Source organism: Streptomyces sp. NPDC057428, assembly GCF_042803195.1.
Classification (GTDB): Bacteria; Actinomycetota; Actinomycetes; order Streptomycetales; family Streptomycetaceae; genus Streptomyces.
Map to the genome: position 1 here is coordinate 36,999 of NZ_JBHVCT010000017.1, position 16,807 is coordinate 53,805.

Here is a 16,807-nt window from a genome sequence, read left to right on the forward strand (position 1 = left end):
GCAGTCGCTTGTTGAGACCCCCTCGGGCGACAACTCGCCCCAGATGGCACAATCGGTGCATGGAACGCGACAGCCAACTCGAGCTCTACGGCCAAGTCGCCGACCGATTGAAGGAAGCGCACGCAAAGGTGCGCGCACTGCAAGTCCCGGAGGGCGTAAGGATGGCGCTGTCCCGGAAGCTGATGGTCGTCACGGCCGCGGCTAAGCACGATCTCCCAGGCGCGGCACGGCGTCTGGACCGGTTGATGAAGGACCTCGATGAGGGCCGATTCCCCGAAGGTGACTGACTCTGCGGCCAGCGCAGCGGTCGACTTCGTTGCGGCACTAGGGTGATTAGCCCGTTTCGTGTTTGATTTGCGGTATATATCTGCCTAACGTGCGAAAAAGCCTGAACAGTTTCGTTCGGGCAATGTCTCCGAAGGGGAAGACGTGAACAAGGCGCAGCTCGTAGAAGCGATTGCCGACAAGGTCGGCGGCCGTCAGCAGGCCGCGGACGCTGTCGATGTGGTACTCGACGCCATCGTCCGTGCCGTTGTCGGCGGTGACCGGGTCTCGGTCACCGGATTCGGCTCGTTCGAGAAGGTCGACCGCCCCGCCCGCTACGCCCGCAACCCGCAGACGGGTGAGCGCGTCCGGGTCAAGAAGACGTCGGTGCCCCGCTTCCGAGCGGGACAGGGCTTCAAGGACCTGGTCAGCGGCTCCAAGAAGCTTCCCAAGGGTGGCGAGGTGGCCGTGAAGAAGGCGCCCAAGGGCAGCCTCTCGGGCGGTTCTTCCACCCGCACGACGGCGAAGGCCGCCGCGAAGAAGGCCACCGCCAAGAAGGCCACGGCCCGCAAGACCACGGCGGCCGCGAAGAAGACCACGGCGGCTGCGAAGAAGGCGACGCCGGCGAAGAAGACCACCACGGCGGCCGCGAAGAAGACCACGGCGACGGCGCAGAAGGCGACTCCGGCGAAGAAGGCCACCGCCACGAAGAAGGCCGTAGCGGCCAAGACCGCGCCCGCCAAGAAGACCACGGCGAAGAAGGCGCCCGCGAAGAAGACCACGGCACGCAAGACCACAGCCAAGAAGGTCACCGCACGCAAGAAGTGAGACCGGGCGGCACCGCTCGTTCCTCATACGCGCCGGGCCGGGCTCCCCTCGGGGAGCCCGGCCCGCGGGCTGTCCGGAGGCCGTTCAGAGCGTCTGCAGCGTCACCAGGGTGATGCGCAGCGACGTGCCCTCACCCTCGGTCTCGATCCGCACCCGCTGCCCCGGACGGAGCAGAAGCAGCCCTCCCGCGTCGAACGCCGGAGCACCGAAGTCCACCGGAGTGCCGTCGTCGAGAAGAACGCTGCCGCTGCGGGTTCCGGGGTCGTACGTGAACGAAGTCGCCTGCATGAACGGCAGCCTATCGGTCGGCGGCCGGTGCCACAGGGGCCGCAAGACCCGTGGTGAACCGCCCGACGCCCAGCGCGAGCGCCGCCCGCAGATCGCCGCCCGTGTCCACGTCCCGGCGGACCGAATCGAGGCCGGACAATGTGATCTCCACCGCGCCGGACGCGAGATGCCGCTCCCTGGACGGACCGCCGAAAGCGGGATGCAATTCCACTCCGGGTACCGCGGAAAGAAATGTGCTTCCGATTCCCTGGGCGTCGGGAACAAATGCACGGGGAAATGCCGCAGCGAAATCGAGCACGCGAGCCAATTCATGCGGACGGAGTGCGGGGAGATCCGCGTTGAGCGCCGCCACCGACGCACCACGCCTGCGGCCGCGCACCGACCGCGCACCGTGTTCCAGCGCCGCGTTGAGACCTGCGGCGGGGGTGTCCGCCACCGTGCGGGCACCGAGGGCCGCCAGCGCCGCACCGGCCACCGGATCGTCCGTGACGACCACCACATCGCGCACCGCCGGGCAGGCCAGCGCCGCCGCCACGGTGTCCTGCGCGAACGCCAGGGCCAGGCGGGGACGCAGATCCCCGCCCACCGCGCTTTCCAGCCTGCTCTTGGCCCTGGCCAGCGGCTTCAACGGGACGACCAGGGACCAGGGGCCGGTCAGGTCGGTGTTCGTGGCGATCTCCCTCTCGTGACGCATCAGCATTTATTCTCGCCTGCCGGTACGACAACCCGGCGGCCCGCCCCCACGGGTGAGGCGTACCGTGTTCTCCACACAGCAGGGGCCCGGGGCAGGGAGCATCGCCGCGAGCCGCGCAGCAGCTCAGTCCTAGAGGAAGGCCTCCGAGTGTCCCGCCGTAGAATCGGCTTCTGGTACCGCCTGGCTGCGGTGATCGCCAAACCGCCCCTGGTGGTTCTGTTCAAGCGGGACTGGCGGGGAATGGAACACATTCCGGCCGAGGGCGGATTCCTCACCGCGGTCAATCACAACTCGTATCTGGACCCGCTGTCCTACGCGCACTTCCAGTACAACACCGGGCGCGTGCCGCGGCTGCTCGCCAAGGCCGGACTGTTCAGGACTCCGTTCGTCGGAATGATGCTGCGCGGCACCGGCCAGATCCCCGTCTACCGCGAGACGACCAACGCGCTCGACGCCTTCCGGGCCGCCGTCGCCGCCGTGGAACGCGGTGAATGCGTCGCCTTCTACCCGGAGGGCACGCTCACCCGCGATCCCGACATGTGGCCGATGGCCGGCAAGACCGGCGCCGCCCGCGTCGCGCTGATGACCAAGGCTCCCGTCATCCCCGTCGCCCAGTGGGGCGCCAACCTCGCGATGCCGCCCTACGCGAAGGAGAACAAGCTCCGGCTGTTCCCCCGCAAGACCCTGCGGGTGCAGGCCGGGCCGCCGGTCGACCTCTCGAGCTACTACGGCCTCGACCCGACGCCCGACGTGCTGCGCCAGGCGACAGAGACCATCATGGCCGCGATCACCGCCCAGCTCGAGGACGTGCGCGGAGAGAAGGCGCCCGCCGAGCTCTACGATCACCGCAAGGCCCGTGCTGAACAGCGGCGCAAGGCAGAGGGAAAGGGATCCACGTGACGCACCCCGCCAAAGCGGCCGTCCTCGGAACCGGCTCATGGGGTACGGCTTTCGCCATGATCCTCGCCGACGCGGGCTGCGAGGTCACCCTCTGGGGGCGCCGGGCCGAGGTCGCCGAGGCGGTCAACACCACCCGGACCAACCCCGGATACCTGCCGGGAATCGAGCTCCCCGCCTCGATCCGGGCCACCACGGACGCCGCGGAGGCGCTGCGCGGCGCCGACTTCGCCGTCCTGGTGGTGCCTTCCCAGACACTGCGCGCCAACCTCGCGGACTGGGCCCCGCACCTGGAGGCCGGCACGGTCCTCGTCTCCCTCATGAAGGGCGTCGAACTCGGCACCGCCAAGCGGATGAGCGAGGTCATCGAGGACGTCACGAAGGTCACCGCCGACCGCATCGCCGTCGTCACGGGCCCCAACCTCGCCAAGGAGATCGCCGAGCGCCGCCCCGCCGCTGCCGTCGTCGCCTGCGCGGACGAGAGCGTGGCCCAGCGTCTCCAGACCGCCTGCCACACCCCGTACTTCCGGCCGTACACCAACACCGACGTGGTGGGCTGCGAGCTCGGCGGCGCCGTGAAGAACGTCATCGGCCTCGCCGTGGGCATCGCCGACGGCATGGGCCTGGGCGACAACACCAAGGGCTCGCTCATCACCAGGGGCCTCGCCGAGACCACCCGCCTGGGCATCGCCATGGGCGCCGACCCGCTCACCTTCTCCGGACTCGCCGGACTCGGCGACCTCGTGGCGACCTGCTCGTCCCCGCTGTCGCGCAACCACACCTTCGGAACCAACCTCGGCCGCGGGATGACGCTCCAGGAGACCGTCGCCGTCACCAAGCAGACCGCCGAAGGCGTCAAGTCCTGCGAATCGGTGCTCGATCTGGCGCGCAGGCACGGTGTCGACATGCCGATCACCGAGACGGTCGTCGGCATCGTCCACGAGGGCAAGCCGCCGGTGGTCGCGCTCAAGGAGCTGATGTCACGCAGCGCCAAGCCCGAGCGGCGCTGACTCGGGCTCTACCAGCAGGTACGCTCATCGCGATATGAGCAGCCAGAACCTCCCCCAGAGCAGCGAGAGCCCCCTCGGCGCCGAGCAGGGCCGCAAGCCGCGCGTGGCCGTCGTGTTCGGCGGCCGGAGCTCCGAACACGGCATCTCGGTCGTCACGGCGGGCGCCATCATGAGCGCCATCGACCGGACGAAGTACGACGTCCTGCCGATCGGCATCACCAGGGACGGACGTTGGGCCCTCACGTCCGACGACCCGGCTCGGATGGCCATCGCCGACCGGCAGGTCCCGGACGTGGACCAGCTGGCCGAGTCCGCCCGCGGAGTGGTGACGCTCTCCGTCGACCCCGGCAACCGTGACGTCGTCGTCGGTGAACCCGGCGCCGTTCCCACGGCGCTCGGCGAGGTCGACGTCGTCTTCCCCATGCTCCACGGCCCGTACGGCGAGGACGGCACGCTCCAGGGACTTCTGGAGCTCTCCGGGGTGCCGTACGTCGGCGCCGGAGTCCTGGCCTCTGCCGTCGGCCAGGACAAGGAGTACATGAAGCGGGTGTTCACCTCCTTCGGGCTGCCGGTCGGCCCGTACGAGGTCGTCCGCCCCCGGGAGTGGGAGTCCGACCGCCCCGCTGCCCGCAAGCGCATCATGGAGTTCGCCGCCGAACACGGCTGGCCGCTCTTCGTGAAGCCCGCCCGCGGCGGCTCCTCCATGGGCATCACCAAGGTCGACGACCCCTCCGGACTCGACGAGGCGATCGAGGAGGCCCGCCGGCATGACCCCAAGTTCCTGGTGGAGTCCCTGCTGCGCGGCCGCGAGATCGAATGCGGCGTGCTGGAGTTCGAGGACGGACCGCGCGCGAGCGTCCCCGCCGAGATCCCGCCGGTCACCGCACACGACTTCTACGACTTCGAGGCGAAGTACATCGACTCGGCGGCCGGTCTGGTGCCCGCGCCGCTCACCGAGGAGCAGACCGCCGAGGTGCGGCGGCTCGCCGTGGACGCCTTCGAGGCCGCCTCCTGCGAGGGCCTGGTGCGCGCCGACTTCTTCCTCACGGAGGACGGCACGTTCGTCATCAACGAGATCAACACCATGCCGGGCTTCACCCCGATCTCCATGTACCCGCGCATGTGGCAGGAGAGCGGTGTGAGCTACGGGGAACTGGTCGACCGGCTGATCCAGGCCGCGCTGAACCGCCCCACCGGCCTGCGCTGAGCCCCATGAGGGCTGTTCCCGCCGGGGGACAGCCCTCGAAGCCCCTCAGAGGCTGTCGGGCACCGTCTTCTCGACCGGTGCCGCGAACGACGACAGCGGGGTGACGTCGTGCGTGAACTCCGGCCCGAGCGTCACCTCGACGTACGCCTTGCGATAGGTGGTCGTGAACCGCGGGCCGTCGCCGTCGCGCTGCTCCAGCAGCCAGTTGACGCCGTCCGCCTCCACGGCCTTGGACTGGGAATCATCCATCCTCGCGGGCCGCGGGACACCGCAGCGCAGTACGATCGCCCCGTCCCCCCAGCCGGCGGTCAGTTCCGACTCCGGTGAGGGATCGCTCCGTTCCAGACCGGCGACGGTCTCCGGCAGTTCCCCGTGCAGTGCCTCGCAGTATCCGGCGGCCTCCGGCGACGGAGTGGGTACCGCCACGGAGGGCTGGGAACTGCCGGCGGAACAGCCCGCCGCGGCCAGCACGAACAGGGCGGCGGACGTGGACAGGACACGAGGTCCGGGAAGCAGGCGGCGGGTGCGGGTCACCGGGCCAGCGTAGACAGGGGTCAGAGGTGGACGACCGGGCAGGTCAGGGTTCTCGTGATGCCGTCCACCTGCTGGACCTTGGCGACCACCATGCGACCGAGGGCGTCGACCGTGTCGGCTTGCGCGCGCACGATCACGTCGTAGGGGCCTGTGACGTCCTCTGCCTGAATCACTCCTGGGAGCTTTGCGATGGTCTCGGCGACGATCGACGCCTTGCCCACCTCGGTCTGAATGAGGATGTACGCCTGTACCACGGAACCTCCAGGGCGGCCACGAGGATCATGTGGGGGAAAGGGACGCCACGTTATCGCGTCGCCACGGGCCGAGGGGAGACCTGCGGACCGGTTGACGCCCACAGCGTGGCGTACGCACCACAGATGTTGACGTATCTCTTGACGGTACCGACAGCAGTTGGGGCTCGCGACCGCAAGCCCACCGGGGCGGAAGGGGGACGGTGACGCCCGCACGGCCCGGGGCCACCGGTTCCCCCGGGCCGTCCGTCCACGGCCCGGACCTCCGGCCGCTGAAGCAGCCCGGACAGGTGTCCGGTGCGATACATGAGAGGTGAGACTCGGTGAAGGGAACCGTGGGCGAGTTGGGGGAGTTCGGGCTCATCAGAGAGCTCACCTCCCGGCTCACCACCACTCCGGCGGTACGGCTGGGACCCGGCGACGACGCCGCGGTCGTGGCCGCTCCCGACCGCAGGGTCGTGGCCAGTACGGACATCCTGCTGGAAGGGCGGCACTTCCGCCGCGACTGGTCCACCGCGTACGACGTCGGCCGCAAGGCGGCCGCCCAGAACCTCGCCGACATCGCGGCCATGGGCGCCGTGCCCACCGCGCTGCTCCTCGGCCTCGTCGTACCCGCCGACCTCCCGGTCACCTGGGCCGCGGAGCTGATGGACGGGCTGCGTGACGAATGCCAGGTCGCAGGCGCGGCGGTGGTCGGCGGTGACGTCGTCGGCGGCGACACCATCACCGTCGCGATCACCGCGCTCGGTGACCTGCGCAACCACGAACCCGTCACCCGTGCCGGAGCCCGGCCCGGCGACGTCGTCGCCGTCACCGGCTGGCTCGGCTGGTCCGCCGCCGGATTCGCCGTGCTCTCCCGCGGGTTCCGCTCACCGCGTGCCTTCGTCGAGGCACACCGGCGCCCCGAACCGCCGTACCACGCCGGCCCGGCGGCGGCCGGACTCGGAGCCACGGCCATGACGGACGTCAGCGACGGGCTCGTCGCCGACCTCGGGCACATCGCGGAGGCCAGCAAGGTCCGCATCGACCTGCGCTCGGGGCTCATCGACATCCCCTCGCAGATGTCGGACATCGGGCAGGCCGTCGGGGTCGACCCGTTGCAGTGGGTACTGACCGGGGGAGAAGACCACGCGATCGTGGCGACGTTCCCCGCCGATGTGAAGCTCCCCGCCCGCTGGAGGGTGATCGGCGAGGTCCTCAACCCGTCGGCGCTCCCTCAGGTGACCGTCGACGGGGCCCCGTGGACCAGCAAGGGCGGCTGGGACCATTTCGGGTCCATCGAGGACGCCCCGTAGATTCCGGGGCATGACAGCACCCGCAGCCGCACCGCCCCGTGTCCTCGCCGTCGCCGGATCCGATTCCGGCGGCGGTGCGGGCATCCAGGCCGACCTGAAGACGATGCTGGCCCTCGGCACGCACGGGATGAGCGTGCTCACCGCCGTGACCGCCCAGAACTCGCTGGGCGTGCAGGGCGCCTGGGAACTCCCGGTGGCAGCCGTGCGCGCCCAGTACCGGAGCGTCGTCGACGACATAGGCGTCCAGGCCGTCAAGACGGGCATGCTGGCATCGGCCGCACTCGTCGAGACCGTCGCCGAACTCGTCGCCGGCACGCGTGCCCCCGTCGTCGTCGATCCCGTCGGGGTCTCCAAGCACGGGGACGCCCTGCTCGCCGCCGAGGCGCTCGAATCCGTACGCACGAAACTGCTGCCCCTCGCCACGGTCGCCACCCCGAACCTCGACGAGGTGGCCCAGCTCACCGGCATCACGGTCGCCGGTGAGGCCGGAATGCGCGAGGCCGCCGCCGAGGTCCTCTCGTACGGATCCCGCTGGGTCGTGATCAAGGGCGGCCATCTGCCCGGTGACGCCGTCGACCTGCTGACCGACGGGACCGAGGAGCACTGGCTGCGCGCACCGAGGCACGACAACAGGCATACCCACGGCACGGGCTGCACCCTCGCCTCCGCCATCGCGTGCGGACTCGCCCGCGGCCAGGACGTGCCGACGGCCGTGAGGGGCGCGAAGGACTACGTCACCGGCGCGATCCGGGCCGGCTTCGCGCTGGGTGGTGGCATCGGCCCTGTCGATCACGGCTGGTCGGTGCGGTCCGCGCGGTGAAGGACAGCAAAAAGCCGGTCCACCGAGGTGGACCGGCTTTTTGGGCAACCGGAAGGCTGCGCTACGACGGGGACGTCAGCGCGCGACCTTGCCGGCCTTGATGCACGAGGTGCAGACGTTGAGCCGCTTCGGCGTCCGACCGACCACTGCACGCACGCGCTGGATGTTGGGATTCCAGCGACGGGACGTACGGCGGTGCGAGTGCGAAATGCTGTTGCCGAAGCTCGGCCCCTTGCCGCAAACGTCGCAGTTGGCAGCCACGGGTCACTCCAAAGACTTCAGATGCACTTACAGTGAATTCCGGCGCGCCTGAATCATTTTACTGAAGTGGCGGTACCGGAGGAATGTCCCGACTTTCGTCGGGCAACCGGAGCAGCATACAACGGCTGCGTCGGAGATACGAAACTACCACGGCTTACCGGCCCCTCCTCCCCGTACCTGCGCCCGCCGGACCTGCGGGCGAGGACTACTCTGCGGTGCAGCCAGCCCCCCACGGCAGTCCCAAGGAGGACCAAAGGTGCCGCAGTCCCACGACGTTCTCGACGCCGTCGCGGTGCGTACCTGGTGCTCACTGGCTCTGGAGGCCCTGGGCCGCGAGCGTGCGGCGATCGACGCCATCAACGTCTACCCCGTCGCCGACGGGGACACGGGCACCAACCTGTACCTGACCGTCGAGTCGGCGACGGCGGCGGTCGAGGCGGTGTTCGCCGCCCATGAGACGGGTTCCACACTCCCCGCCCCCGCCGACGCCGTGCGGGCCATGGCGCACGGCGCGCTCATCGGCGCCCGTGGGAACTCCGGCACCATCCTGGCCCAGTTGCTGCGCGGTATGGCCGGAGTGCTGGCCGAGGCGGGTGACGCACCTCACCTGCGGGCCGCCCTGGCGGAGGCCGCCGCCGCGGCGCGCAAGGCCGTCGCCCATCCCGTCGAGGGCACGGTGCTCACCGTCGCCACCGCCGCCGCCGAGGCGGCCGGGGCCGCGTCGGCCGGCGCGGGTCTGGGGGACGTGCTCGACGCGGCGTACAAAGGCGCCGTCGCGGCCCTGGCCGCCACCCCCGGCCAGTTGGCCGTCCTCGGACGCGCGGGTGTCGTGGACGCGGGCGGACAGGGCCTGGTCGCCGTGCTCGGTGCCCTGCTGGAAGCCGTCTGCGGACGGGCCCCGGAGCGCAGCGTCCGGCCGGCGCCCCCGGACGTGCTGCCGCTTACCGGGGAATGTGCGGAGACGGACCCGGCAGGCGGCCCCGCCTTCGAGGTCATCTACCTGCTTGAGGCGACCGACGACGCCGTGGCCAGGCTGCGGAGCCGGCTGGACGACCTCGGGGACTCGCTCGTCGTGGTCGGCGGCGACGGACTGTGGAACGTCCACGTCCACGTCGACGACGCCGGGGCGGCCGTGGAGGCCGGCGTCGAGGCCGGCCGGCCCTACCGGATCCGGATCACGCACTTCGCCGCAGGCCGGGTCCGCGCCCACCGCGAACCCGCCCAGCGCGCGGTGGTCCTCGTCGTTCCCGGCGACGGACTCTCCGGCCTCTGCACCGAGGCCGGGGCGACGACCGTGCTGGCCCGCCCCGGCGAGCCGCCCGCCAGCGGCGAACTGGTCGACGCGATCCGCCGGGCCCACGCCCGCGAGGTGGTCCTGCTGCCCAACGACGCCCAGCTGCGCCACACGGCGGCCGCCGCCGCCGAACAGGCGAGGACCGAGGGCATCCGCGTCGCCCTGGTCCCCACCCGCGCCGCCGTCCAGGGGATCGCCGCCCTCGCCGTCCACGAACCGGGCCGCGGCTTCGACGAGGACGTGGTCGCCATGACCGCGGCGGCCGGTGCCACCCGGTACGCCGAACTGGCCGTGGCCGAGCACCAGTCGTGGACGATGGCGGGGATCTGCCAGGCCGGCGACATCCTCGGGCTGATCGACGGGGACGTCGCCGTCATCGGCGAGGACGTGCCCGGCACCGCCCGCACCGTCCTCGACCGGATGCTGTCGGCAGGCGGTGAACTCGTCACCCTGGTCCTGGGGGAGGACGTCCCCGACACCCTCGCCGACGCCCTGAGCGCGTACGTGCGCGAGGGCTACCTGGCCGTCGACACCGTCGTCTACCGGGGCGGCCACCAGACCGCGCCCCTGCTGATCGGCGTCGAGTGACGCTGCGCCCCGCGCCGCGCCCGGCGACATCTGTCAGTGCCGTGGTGTGCAATGGACCGCGTGTCCGCTTTCGATGAACCCCTGAAGAAGCTGCTCGGCGGAGCCACCGCGAAGGTGATGGCCGAACACCTCGACCTGCACACGGTCGGTGACCTGCTCCACCACTATCCGCGACGGTACGAGGAGCGGGGCCGGCTCACGGCGCTCACGGACCTCCCGCTGGACGAGCACGTCACGGTCGTCGCCCAGGTCGCCGACGCGCGGATCATGATGTTCAACAACGGCCGGGGCAAGCGGCTCGAAGTCACCCTCACCGACGGCAGCGGCAGGCTCCAGCTCGTCTTCTTCGGGCATGGCGTCCACAAACCCCACAAGGAGCTGCTGCCCGGGCGGCGCGCGATGTTCGCGGGCAAGGCCTCCGTGTTCAACCGCAAGATGCAGCTCGCCCATCCCACGTACCAGCTCCTGGACGTGCAGGACGGCGACGAGGAGGCCGACGTGGCCGAGGCCGTCGACGCCTTCGCGGGCCGGCTGCTGCCGATCTACCCCGCCTGCAAGCAACTCGACTCCTGGCGGATCGCCAAGGCCGTCGACACCGTCCTGCCCAGCGCGCAGGAGGCCGTCGATCCGCTGCCCCTCGCGCTGCGCGAGGGGCGGGGTTTCGTCCCGCTCCCCGAGGCGCTGCTCAGGATCCACCGTCCGCAGACCAGGGCGGACGTCGCGGCCGCGCGCGACCGGCTGCGCTGGGACGAGGCCTTCGTCCTCCAGGTCGCCCTCGCCCGCCGCAGGTACGCCGACACCCAGCTTCCCGCGGTGGCCAGGAAGCCCGTCCCCGACGGGGTGCTCGACGCCTTCGACGCCACGCTCCCCTTCACCCTCACCGAAGGACAGCAGAAGGTCACCGAGGAGATCTTCGGCGACCTGGCGACGGAACACCCGATGCACCGCCTGCTCCAGGGCGAGGTCGGCTCCGGCAAGACGCTTGTCGCGCTGCGGGCCATGCTCCGGGTCGTCGACGCGGGCGGCCAGGCCGCGATGCTCGCCCCCACGGAGGTGCTCGCCCAGCAGCACCACCGGTCGATCACCGAGATGATGGGCGAGCTCGCGGAAGGAGGGATGCTGGGCGGCTCCGACCTGGGCACCAAGGTCGTCCTGCTCACCGGGTCCATGGGCACCGCGGCCCGCCGGCAGGCGCTGCTCGACCTGGTCACGGGCGAGGCGGGGCTGGTCATCGGCACGCACGCGCTGATCGAGGACAAGGTCAAGTTCCACGACCTCGGCCTGGTCGTCGTGGACGAGCAGCACCGGTTCGGGGTGGAGCAGCGCGACGCCCTGCGATCCAAGGGCAAGCAGCCCCCGCACCTCCTCGTCATGACGGCCACACCCATTCCGCGCACGGTCGCGATGACCGTCTTCGGCGACCTGGAGACCTCCGTACTCGACCAGCTCCCGGCCGGACGCTCCCCGATCGCCAGTCACGTCGTCCCCGCCAAGGACAAGCCCCACTTCCTGGACCGCGCCTGGGAACGGGTCCGCGAGGAGGTCGGGAACGGCCACCAGGCGTACGTCGTCTGCCCCCGCATCGGCGACGACGCGGACGAGGCGGCCGAGAAGAAGGGAAAGGCGGGCAAGAAGCAGGCCGCCCCCGAGGACGACGCCGAGAAGCGGCCGCCGCTCGCCGTGCTGGACATCGCCGCACAGCTCGCCAGGGGCCCGCTGAGCGGTCTGCGCATCGAGGTCCTCCACGGCAGGATGCCGCCCGACGACAAGGACGACGTCATGCGGCGCTTCGCCGCCGGCCAGGTCGACGTCCTCGTCGCCACCACGGTCATCGAGGTCGGGGTGAACGTCCCCAACGCCACCGCCATGGTGATCATGGACGCCGACCGCTTCGGGGTGTCCCAGCTGCACCAGCTCCGGGGCCGCGTCGGCCGGGGCAGCGCCCCCGGCCTCTGCCTGCTGGTCAGCGAGGCCCACGAGGCGAGCCCCGCCCGGGCCAGGCTCTCCGCGGTCGCCGCGACCCTCGACGGCTTCGAGCTCTCCCGGATCGACCTCGAGCAGCGGCGCGAGGGCGACGTCCTTGGCCAGGCCCAGTCCGGCGTCCGGTCCTCCCTGCGGGTGCTCAGCGTCATCGACGACGAGGAGGTCATCGCGGCGGCCCGCGAGGAGGCGGTGAGGGTCGTCGCGGACGACCCGGAGCTCGACCGGCTGCCCGAACTGCGCATCGCGCTGGACGCGCTGCTGGACAAGGACCGGGAGCAGTACCTCGACAAGGGGTGACGGGGGTGACCGGGCGGAAATCCGGGGACGCCATATCGTGGAGAGCACGGCACACGTCCCGTCCTGTGTGCCGCCCGCGACCCGAGGACCAGACACCCATGACCCGCGTGATCGCCGGCTCGGCCGGCGGACGCCGCCTGGCCGTCCCGCCAGGCACCGGCACCCGCCCCACGTCCGACCGTGCGCGCGAGGGCCTGTTCTCCACCTGGGCGGCGCTCCTCGGCACCCTCGACGGCATCCGCCTCGCGGACCTGTACGCCGGCTCCGGCGCCGTGGGCCTGGAGGCCCTCTCCCGCGGAGCCGCCCATGCGCTGCTCGTGGAGGCCGACGCCAAGGCGGCGCGTACCGTCCGCGAGAACATCCGGACGCTCGGTCTGCCCGGCGCGGAGTTCCGTGCCGGGCGGGCGGAACAGATCGTCACGGGGCCCGCGCCCTCGGAGCCGTACGACGTGGTGTTCCTCGACCCGCCGTACGCCGTCACCGACGACGATCTCCGGGAGATCCTGCTCACACTCCGCACTCAGGGCTGGCTCACGGGCGATGCCCTCGTCACGGTGGAACGGAGCACGAGAGGCGGCGAATTCGGCTGGCCCGACGGTTTCGAGCCGCTACGGGCCCGCCGCTACGGCGAGGCCACGCTTTGGTACGGTCGCGCCGCCTCTACGTGCGAAGACGCACGATGACCGCACCGGAGAGCGAGGGAACCACGTTGCGCCGCGCCGTCTGTCCGGGGTCGTTCGACCCCATCACCAACGGACATCTCGACATCATCGGTCGAGCCTCGAAGCTGTACGACGTCGTGCACGTCGCCGTGATGATCAACCAGTCCAAGAAGGGTCTGTTCACGGTCGACGAGCGGATCGAGATGATCCGCGAGGTCACGGCTGACTTCGGCAACGTCCAGGTCGAGTCCTTCCACGGCCTGCTGGTCGACTTCTGCAAGCAGCGCGACATCCCCGCCATCGTGAAGGGCCTGCGAGCCGTCAGCGACTTCGACTACGAGCTGCAGATGGCCCAGATGAACAACGGCCTCTCCGGGGTCGAGACGCTCTTCGTGCCGACCAACCCGACCTACAGCTTCCTGTCGTCCTCCCTGGTCAAGGAGGTCGCCACCTGGGGCGGCGACGTGGCCCACCTGCTGCCTCCCACGGTCCACCGTGCGCTCGTGGAGCGGCTCGGCGTGAAGTGATGCGCTGACCGACCGTCACCAGGTGTCGGACGGGAGGCGACTGGCCTTACAGTCGTCCCGTCCGTCTCCAACAGCGGCAGAGAGTGGCGAGCACACGGTGGACGTGCAGAAGAAGCTCGACGAGATCGTCGAAACGGTCGGGAACGCCCGGTCCATGCCCATGTCGGCGTCCTGCGTGGTCAACCGGGCCGAGCTGCTCGCGCTGCTGGAGGAGGTGCGCGAGGCGCTTCCCGGCTCGCTCGCCCACGCCCAGGAGCTCATCGGCGGCCGCGAGCAGCTCGTGGAACAGGCCCGGCAGGAGGCCGACCGGATCATCGAGTCCGCCCACGCCGAGCGCGGTTCGCTGATCTCGGGCACGGAGGTGGCCCAGCGTTCCCAGGCGGAGGCCGACCGGATCCTGTCCGAGGCCCGCAGGGAGGCCGACGAGGTCCGCGCGGAGGCAGACGAATACGTCGACAGCAAGCTCGCCAACTTCGAGGTCGTCCTCACCAAGACCATCGGCTCCGTGGACCGGGGCCGGGAGAAACTCCTCGGGCGCGGCGAGGGCCTCGACGAGCAGGGCTACCAGGACCCCGACTTCGCCGAGGCCCCCGAGCGCAGCGCCGACCCCGAGACGCTCAGGCGGCGCGCGGACGACTACGTGGACACCAAGCTCGGTGCGTTCGAGGCGGTGCTCGCCAAGACGCTGGAAGCCGTCGGCCGGGGCAGGCAGAAGCTGCACGGCCGGGTCGCCACCGACGACCTCGGCGCGCACATGGCCGCCCAGGACGCCGCGGGTGGCGGACAGCACACCAGCGACGAGGACCACTGGGCGGGCCTCGCGGAACTCGCCACCCCCGAGCCGCAGCAGCTGCCGCGGCAGCCGTCCTACGCGGAGCCCGTCCAGCCGTCCTACGCGGAGCCCGTCCAGCCGTCCTACGCGGAGCCGGTCCAGCCGGACTACGCGCCGGTGACCGGCTACCAGGACCCCGCGCAGACGGGCTTTCCCGCCCAGGCCGGATCCGAGCCGCAGTACGCGCAGACGTACGGCTACCAGGACCAGCAGCAGCCCCAGGACGGCTACGGCTATCAGCAGCAGCCCGACCCGTACGCGTACCAGCAGGCGTACGACCCGAACCAGCAGCAGGAGTACTGGCCCCAGCAGGGCCAGGTGCCCGCGCAGCAGGGCGAGAGCGAGCTGGACGAGACCAGCCTCTTCGACACGAGCATGATCGACCTGGAGCAGCTGCGCCGGTACGAACAGGGCCACTGAGGGGGTGGACCGGACCGGATTGGGAGCTGGGCGGTACGTCCAGTATCCTGGCTGTTCGGTCGCGCGTATGTCCGCGATCCAGGCTGCCCTCTTTCCGTCCGGAGAGGGGTGGCCCTCCCGAACCGCACCACGCACATGATCTCGAAAGCAGGAAAAGCCCTGAACGGCCACCTCGACCACCGCAGCCCTCTCGTGTTCGATACGCGCGAGCTGGGCCGGCGTCCGGGTACCCAGAAGCGGCTGACCCGCACGGCGGAAGCACCGAAGGACCTAGGTATCGACGGGGTCGTCGGCGTGCCGGAGAAGGCGCCGGTGGCGCTGGACCTCCGCCTCGAATCGGTCATGGAAGGGGTGCTCGTCACAGGCACCGCCCGTGCGACGGCCGAGGGGGAGTGCGTAAGGTGTCTGGAGCCGCTGGCCTTCGAGGTCGAAGCGGACTTCCAGGAGATGTTCTCGTACCCTGACGCCGATGACCGGAACCGCAGCAGGACCGCGGACCCGGTCGACGACGCCGAGGACGACGAGGACAGGTTCTTCCTCGAGGACGGCCTGTTCGACCTCGAGTCTGTGCTGCGTGACGCGGTGGTGCTCGCACTGCCGCTGCAGCCGGTGTGCAAGGAGTCCTGTGCCGGTCTGTGCTCCGAATGCGGAGTCAGGCTGGACGAGAATCCGGGCCACCACCACGATGCCGTCGACATGCGTTGGGCGGCACTGCAAGGACTCGCCGAGACCGTTCAGGACGGCGAGAAGGACAACATGGGCGGCGCCGAACCTGGCGTCGACGAGAAGCAGGAGAAGTAGCCGTGGCTGTTCCGAAGCGGAAGATGTCGCGCAGCAACACGCGCCACCGCCGGTCGCAGTGGAAGGCTGCGGTCCCCACCCTGGTTTCGTGCGAGCGTTGCCAGGAGCCGAAGCTCCAGCACATTGCGTGCCCGAGCTGCGGCACCTACAACAAGCGCCAGGTCCTCGAGGTCTGAGCGGCTGGTGAGAGGCCCGATGTCTGAGTTGTCCAGCGCCAAGAAGCAGGCAGACAACATCAACACAGCCTCGTCCCACACGCTTCTGGAAGGGCGGCTCGGGTATCACCTCGAGTCCGCCCTTCTGGTGCGTGCGCTGACCCATCGCTCGTACGCATACGAGAACGGCGGTCTGCCCACCAACGAGCGGCTGGAGTTCCTCGGGGATTCCGTGCTCGGCCTGGTGGTCACGGACACGCTGTACCGCACCCACCCCGATCTGCCCGAAGGCCAGTTGGCCAAGTTGCGGGCCGCGGTGGTCAACTCGCGTGCACTTGCGGAAGTGGGCCGCGGCCTCGAACTCGGCTCCTTCATCCGGCTCGGCCGCGGTGAAGAGGGCACGGGTGGCCGGGACAAGGCTTCCATCCTCGCCGACACCCTCGAAGCGGTGATCGGCGCCGTCTATATCGACCAGGGCCTCGGCGCGGCCTCGGAGCTGGTACACCGGCTCTTCGACCCGCTGATCGACAGGTCCTCGAGCCTCGGAGCCGGCCTGGACTGGAAGACCAGTCTCCAGGAGCTCACCGCGAGCGAGAGCCTCGGCGTCCCCGAGTACCTCGTCACGGAGACCGGCCCCGATCACGAGAAGACCTTCACTGCTGCTGCTCGCGTCGGTGGTGTCTCGTACGGCACCGGCACCGGCCGTAGCAAGAAGGAAGCGGAGCAGCAGGCGGCGGAGTCCGCCTGGCGCGAGATCAGCGCCGCCGCGGAAGCACGGGAGGCAGCGGCGAAGGCGGCTGCCGACGGAGGGGTCGCCGACACCCCTGCCGACCCGTCGCCGCATTCGGACGCCGCTCCGGCCTGACCCGTCCGGGAGCCCCTCGGTGCCATGTGCACCG

20 protein-coding genes are annotated in these 16,807 nt (G+C 70.5%); 15 read left to right on the forward strand and 5 right to left on the reverse strand.

Annotated elements, in window-relative coordinates; translation table 11 throughout:
* Nucleotides 1-59: 59 nt before the first annotated feature.
* Nucleotides 60-287, forward strand: a complete 228-nt coding sequence (locus ACFU5K_RS09650) for a hypothetical protein (protein ID WP_384058622.1) — start codon at nucleotides 60-62, stop codon at nucleotides 285-287.
* 142 nt (nucleotides 288-429) lie between these two features.
* Complete coding sequence (locus tag ACFU5K_RS09655) at nucleotides 430-1,092, forward strand: HU family DNA-binding protein (protein ID WP_384058624.1); 663 nt, start codon at nucleotides 430-432, stop codon at nucleotides 1,090-1,092.
* A gap of 84 nt (nucleotides 1,093-1,176) precedes the next feature.
* On the opposite strand, the gene ACFU5K_RS09660 is transcribed toward ACFU5K_RS09655, so the two are convergent.
* Together ACFU5K_RS09660 and cofC are read right to left on the reverse strand one after the other, a co-directional pair.
* Nucleotides 1,177-1,380 carry a hypothetical protein gene (locus tag ACFU5K_RS09660; protein WP_384058626.1) on the reverse strand — a complete coding sequence of 68 codons (204 nt, stop codon included), beginning with the start codon at nucleotides 1,378-1,380 and terminating at the stop codon, nucleotides 1,177-1,179.
* A gap of 10 nt (nucleotides 1,381-1,390) precedes the next feature.
* The gene (cofC, locus tag ACFU5K_RS09665) at nucleotides 1,391-2,074 is read right to left on the reverse strand and encodes a 2-phospho-L-lactate guanylyltransferase (RefSeq protein ID WP_384058627.1); all 684 of its coding nucleotides are present in this window, start codon (nucleotides 2,072-2,074) and stop codon (nucleotides 1,391-1,393) included.
* Between the two features lie 147 nt (nucleotides 2,075-2,221).
* Between cofC and ACFU5K_RS09670 the strand changes: the two genes are divergently transcribed.
* Genes ACFU5K_RS09670 through ACFU5K_RS09680 form a run of 3 tightly spaced genes read left to right on the forward strand, consistent with a single transcriptional unit; the run spans nucleotide 2,222 to nucleotide 5,188 of the window.
* Nucleotides 2,222-2,974: a lysophospholipid acyltransferase family protein gene (locus tag ACFU5K_RS09670; protein ID WP_384058628.1), complete on the forward strand. Its 753-nt coding sequence runs from the start codon at nucleotides 2,222-2,224 to the stop codon at nucleotides 2,972-2,974.
* Nucleotides 2,971-3,981, forward strand: a complete 1,011-nt coding sequence (locus tag ACFU5K_RS09675) for an NAD(P)H-dependent glycerol-3-phosphate dehydrogenase (RefSeq protein ID WP_384058630.1) — start codon at nucleotides 2,971-2,973, stop codon at nucleotides 3,979-3,981. The genes ACFU5K_RS09670 and ACFU5K_RS09675 overlap by 4 nt, the downstream gene beginning before the upstream one ends.
* Nucleotides 3,982-4,015: 34 nt before the next feature.
* Entirely contained in the window at nucleotides 4,016-5,188 is a 1,173-nt protein-coding gene (locus tag ACFU5K_RS09680) for a D-alanine--D-alanine ligase family protein (protein WP_384058632.1), read from the forward strand.
* A gap of 45 nt (nucleotides 5,189-5,233) precedes the next feature.
* Here ACFU5K_RS09680 and ACFU5K_RS09685 read toward each other — a convergent pair whose 3' ends face one another.
* A complete protein-coding gene (locus ACFU5K_RS09685; protein ID WP_384058634.1) occupies nucleotides 5,234-5,722 on the reverse strand; it encodes a DUF3515 domain-containing protein in 489 nt (162 codons plus the stop codon).
* A 20-nt stretch (nucleotides 5,723-5,742) separates the two neighbouring features.
* Complete coding sequence (locus ACFU5K_RS09690; protein WP_056791028.1) at nucleotides 5,743-5,976, reverse strand: Lrp/AsnC family transcriptional regulator; 234 nt, start codon at nucleotides 5,974-5,976, stop codon at nucleotides 5,743-5,745.
* 320 nt (nucleotides 5,977-6,296) lie between these two features.
* Between ACFU5K_RS09690 and ACFU5K_RS09695 the strand changes: the two genes are divergently transcribed.
* Both ACFU5K_RS09695 and thiD read left to right on the forward strand, forming a co-directional pair.
* On the forward strand, nucleotides 6,297-7,268 hold the full coding sequence (locus ACFU5K_RS09695; protein WP_384058636.1) for a thiamine-phosphate kinase: 972 nt from the start codon (nucleotides 6,297-6,299) through the stop codon (nucleotides 7,266-7,268).
* Nucleotides 7,269-7,278: 10 nt separating this feature from the next.
* The gene (gene thiD / locus ACFU5K_RS09700) at nucleotides 7,279-8,088 is read left to right on the forward strand and encodes a bifunctional hydroxymethylpyrimidine kinase/phosphomethylpyrimidine kinase (RefSeq protein ID WP_384058638.1); all 810 of its coding nucleotides are present in this window, start codon (nucleotides 7,279-7,281) and stop codon (nucleotides 8,086-8,088) included.
* Between the two features lie 75 nt (nucleotides 8,089-8,163).
* Here thiD and rpmB read toward each other — a convergent pair whose 3' ends face one another.
* Nucleotides 8,164-8,349, reverse strand: a complete 186-nt coding sequence (rpmB, locus tag ACFU5K_RS09705) for a 50S ribosomal protein L28 (RefSeq protein ID WP_003965989.1) — start codon at nucleotides 8,347-8,349, stop codon at nucleotides 8,164-8,166.
* A 256-nt stretch (nucleotides 8,350-8,605) separates the two neighbouring features.
* On the opposite strand from rpmB, the gene ACFU5K_RS09710 reads away from it, so the two are divergent.
* From ACFU5K_RS09710 to rnc, 8 genes are all read left to right on the forward strand, one after another.
* Complete coding sequence (locus tag ACFU5K_RS09710; protein ID WP_384058639.1) at nucleotides 8,606-10,231, forward strand: DAK2 domain-containing protein; 1,626 nt, start codon at nucleotides 8,606-8,608, stop codon at nucleotides 10,229-10,231.
* Nucleotides 10,232-10,282: 51 nt separating this feature from the next.
* Complete coding sequence (gene recG / locus ACFU5K_RS09715) at nucleotides 10,283-12,511, forward strand: ATP-dependent DNA helicase RecG (protein WP_384058640.1); 2,229 nt, start codon at nucleotides 10,283-10,285, stop codon at nucleotides 12,509-12,511.
* A 98-nt stretch (nucleotides 12,512-12,609) separates the two neighbouring features.
* Complete coding sequence (rsmD, locus tag ACFU5K_RS09720) at nucleotides 12,610-13,194, forward strand: 16S rRNA (guanine(966)-N(2))-methyltransferase RsmD (protein ID WP_384058642.1); 585 nt, start codon at nucleotides 12,610-12,612, stop codon at nucleotides 13,192-13,194.
* A 26-nt stretch (nucleotides 13,195-13,220) separates the two neighbouring features.
* Nucleotides 13,221-13,700, forward strand: a complete 480-nt coding sequence (coaD, locus tag ACFU5K_RS09725; protein WP_384058703.1) for a pantetheine-phosphate adenylyltransferase — start codon at nucleotides 13,221-13,223, stop codon at nucleotides 13,698-13,700.
* Nucleotides 13,701-13,797: 97 nt separating this feature from the next.
* Nucleotides 13,798-14,952, forward strand: coding sequence for a cell division initiation protein (locus tag ACFU5K_RS09730; RefSeq protein WP_384058644.1), 1,155 nt, complete (start codon nucleotides 13,798-13,800; stop codon nucleotides 14,950-14,952).
* 135 nt (nucleotides 14,953-15,087) lie between these two features.
* Nucleotides 15,088-15,753: a YceD family protein gene (locus ACFU5K_RS09735; protein ID WP_384058646.1), complete on the forward strand. Its 666-nt coding sequence runs from the start codon at nucleotides 15,088-15,090 to the stop codon at nucleotides 15,751-15,753.
* Nucleotides 15,754-15,755: 2 nt separating this feature from the next.
* A complete protein-coding gene (rpmF, locus tag ACFU5K_RS09740) occupies nucleotides 15,756-15,929 on the forward strand; it encodes a 50S ribosomal protein L32 (RefSeq protein WP_003965982.1) in 174 nt (57 codons plus the stop codon).
* Nucleotides 15,930-15,948: 19 nt separating this feature from the next.
* A complete protein-coding gene (gene rnc, locus ACFU5K_RS09745) occupies nucleotides 15,949-16,773 on the forward strand; it encodes a ribonuclease III (RefSeq protein WP_384058648.1) in 825 nt (274 codons plus the stop codon).
* Nucleotides 16,774-16,807: the final 34 nt, after the last annotated feature.

Bases quoted from the DNA above. Each gene is read 5' to 3' on its own strand.
- ACFU5K_RS09660 (WP_384058626.1), bottom strand. From the start codon at position 1,380: ATGCAGGCGACTTCGTTCACGTACGACCCCGGAACCCGCAGCGGCAGC.
- rsmD (WP_384058642.1), top strand. From the start codon at position 12,610: ATGACCCGCGTGATCGCCGGCTCGGCCGGCGGACGCCGCCTGGCCGTC.
- ACFU5K_RS09650 (WP_384058622.1), top strand. From the start codon at position 60: ATGGAACGCGACAGCCAACTCGAGCTCTACGGCCAAGTCGCCGACCGA.
- ACFU5K_RS09735 (WP_384058646.1), top strand. From the start codon at position 15,088: ATGATCTCGAAAGCAGGAAAAGCCCTGAACGGCCACCTCGACCACCGC.
- thiD (WP_384058638.1), top strand. From the start codon at position 7,279: ATGACAGCACCCGCAGCCGCACCGCCCCGTGTCCTCGCCGTCGCCGGA.
- recG (WP_384058640.1), top strand. From the start codon at position 10,283: ATGGACCGCGTGTCCGCTTTCGATGAACCCCTGAAGAAGCTGCTCGGC.
- ACFU5K_RS09680 (WP_384058632.1), top strand. From the start codon at position 4,016: ATGAGCAGCCAGAACCTCCCCCAGAGCAGCGAGAGCCCCCTCGGCGCC.
- rnc (WP_384058648.1), top strand. From the start codon at position 15,949: ATGTCTGAGTTGTCCAGCGCCAAGAAGCAGGCAGACAACATCAACACA.
- cofC (WP_384058627.1), bottom strand. From the start codon at position 2,074: ATGCGTCACGAGAGGGAGATCGCCACGAACACCGACCTGACCGGCCCC.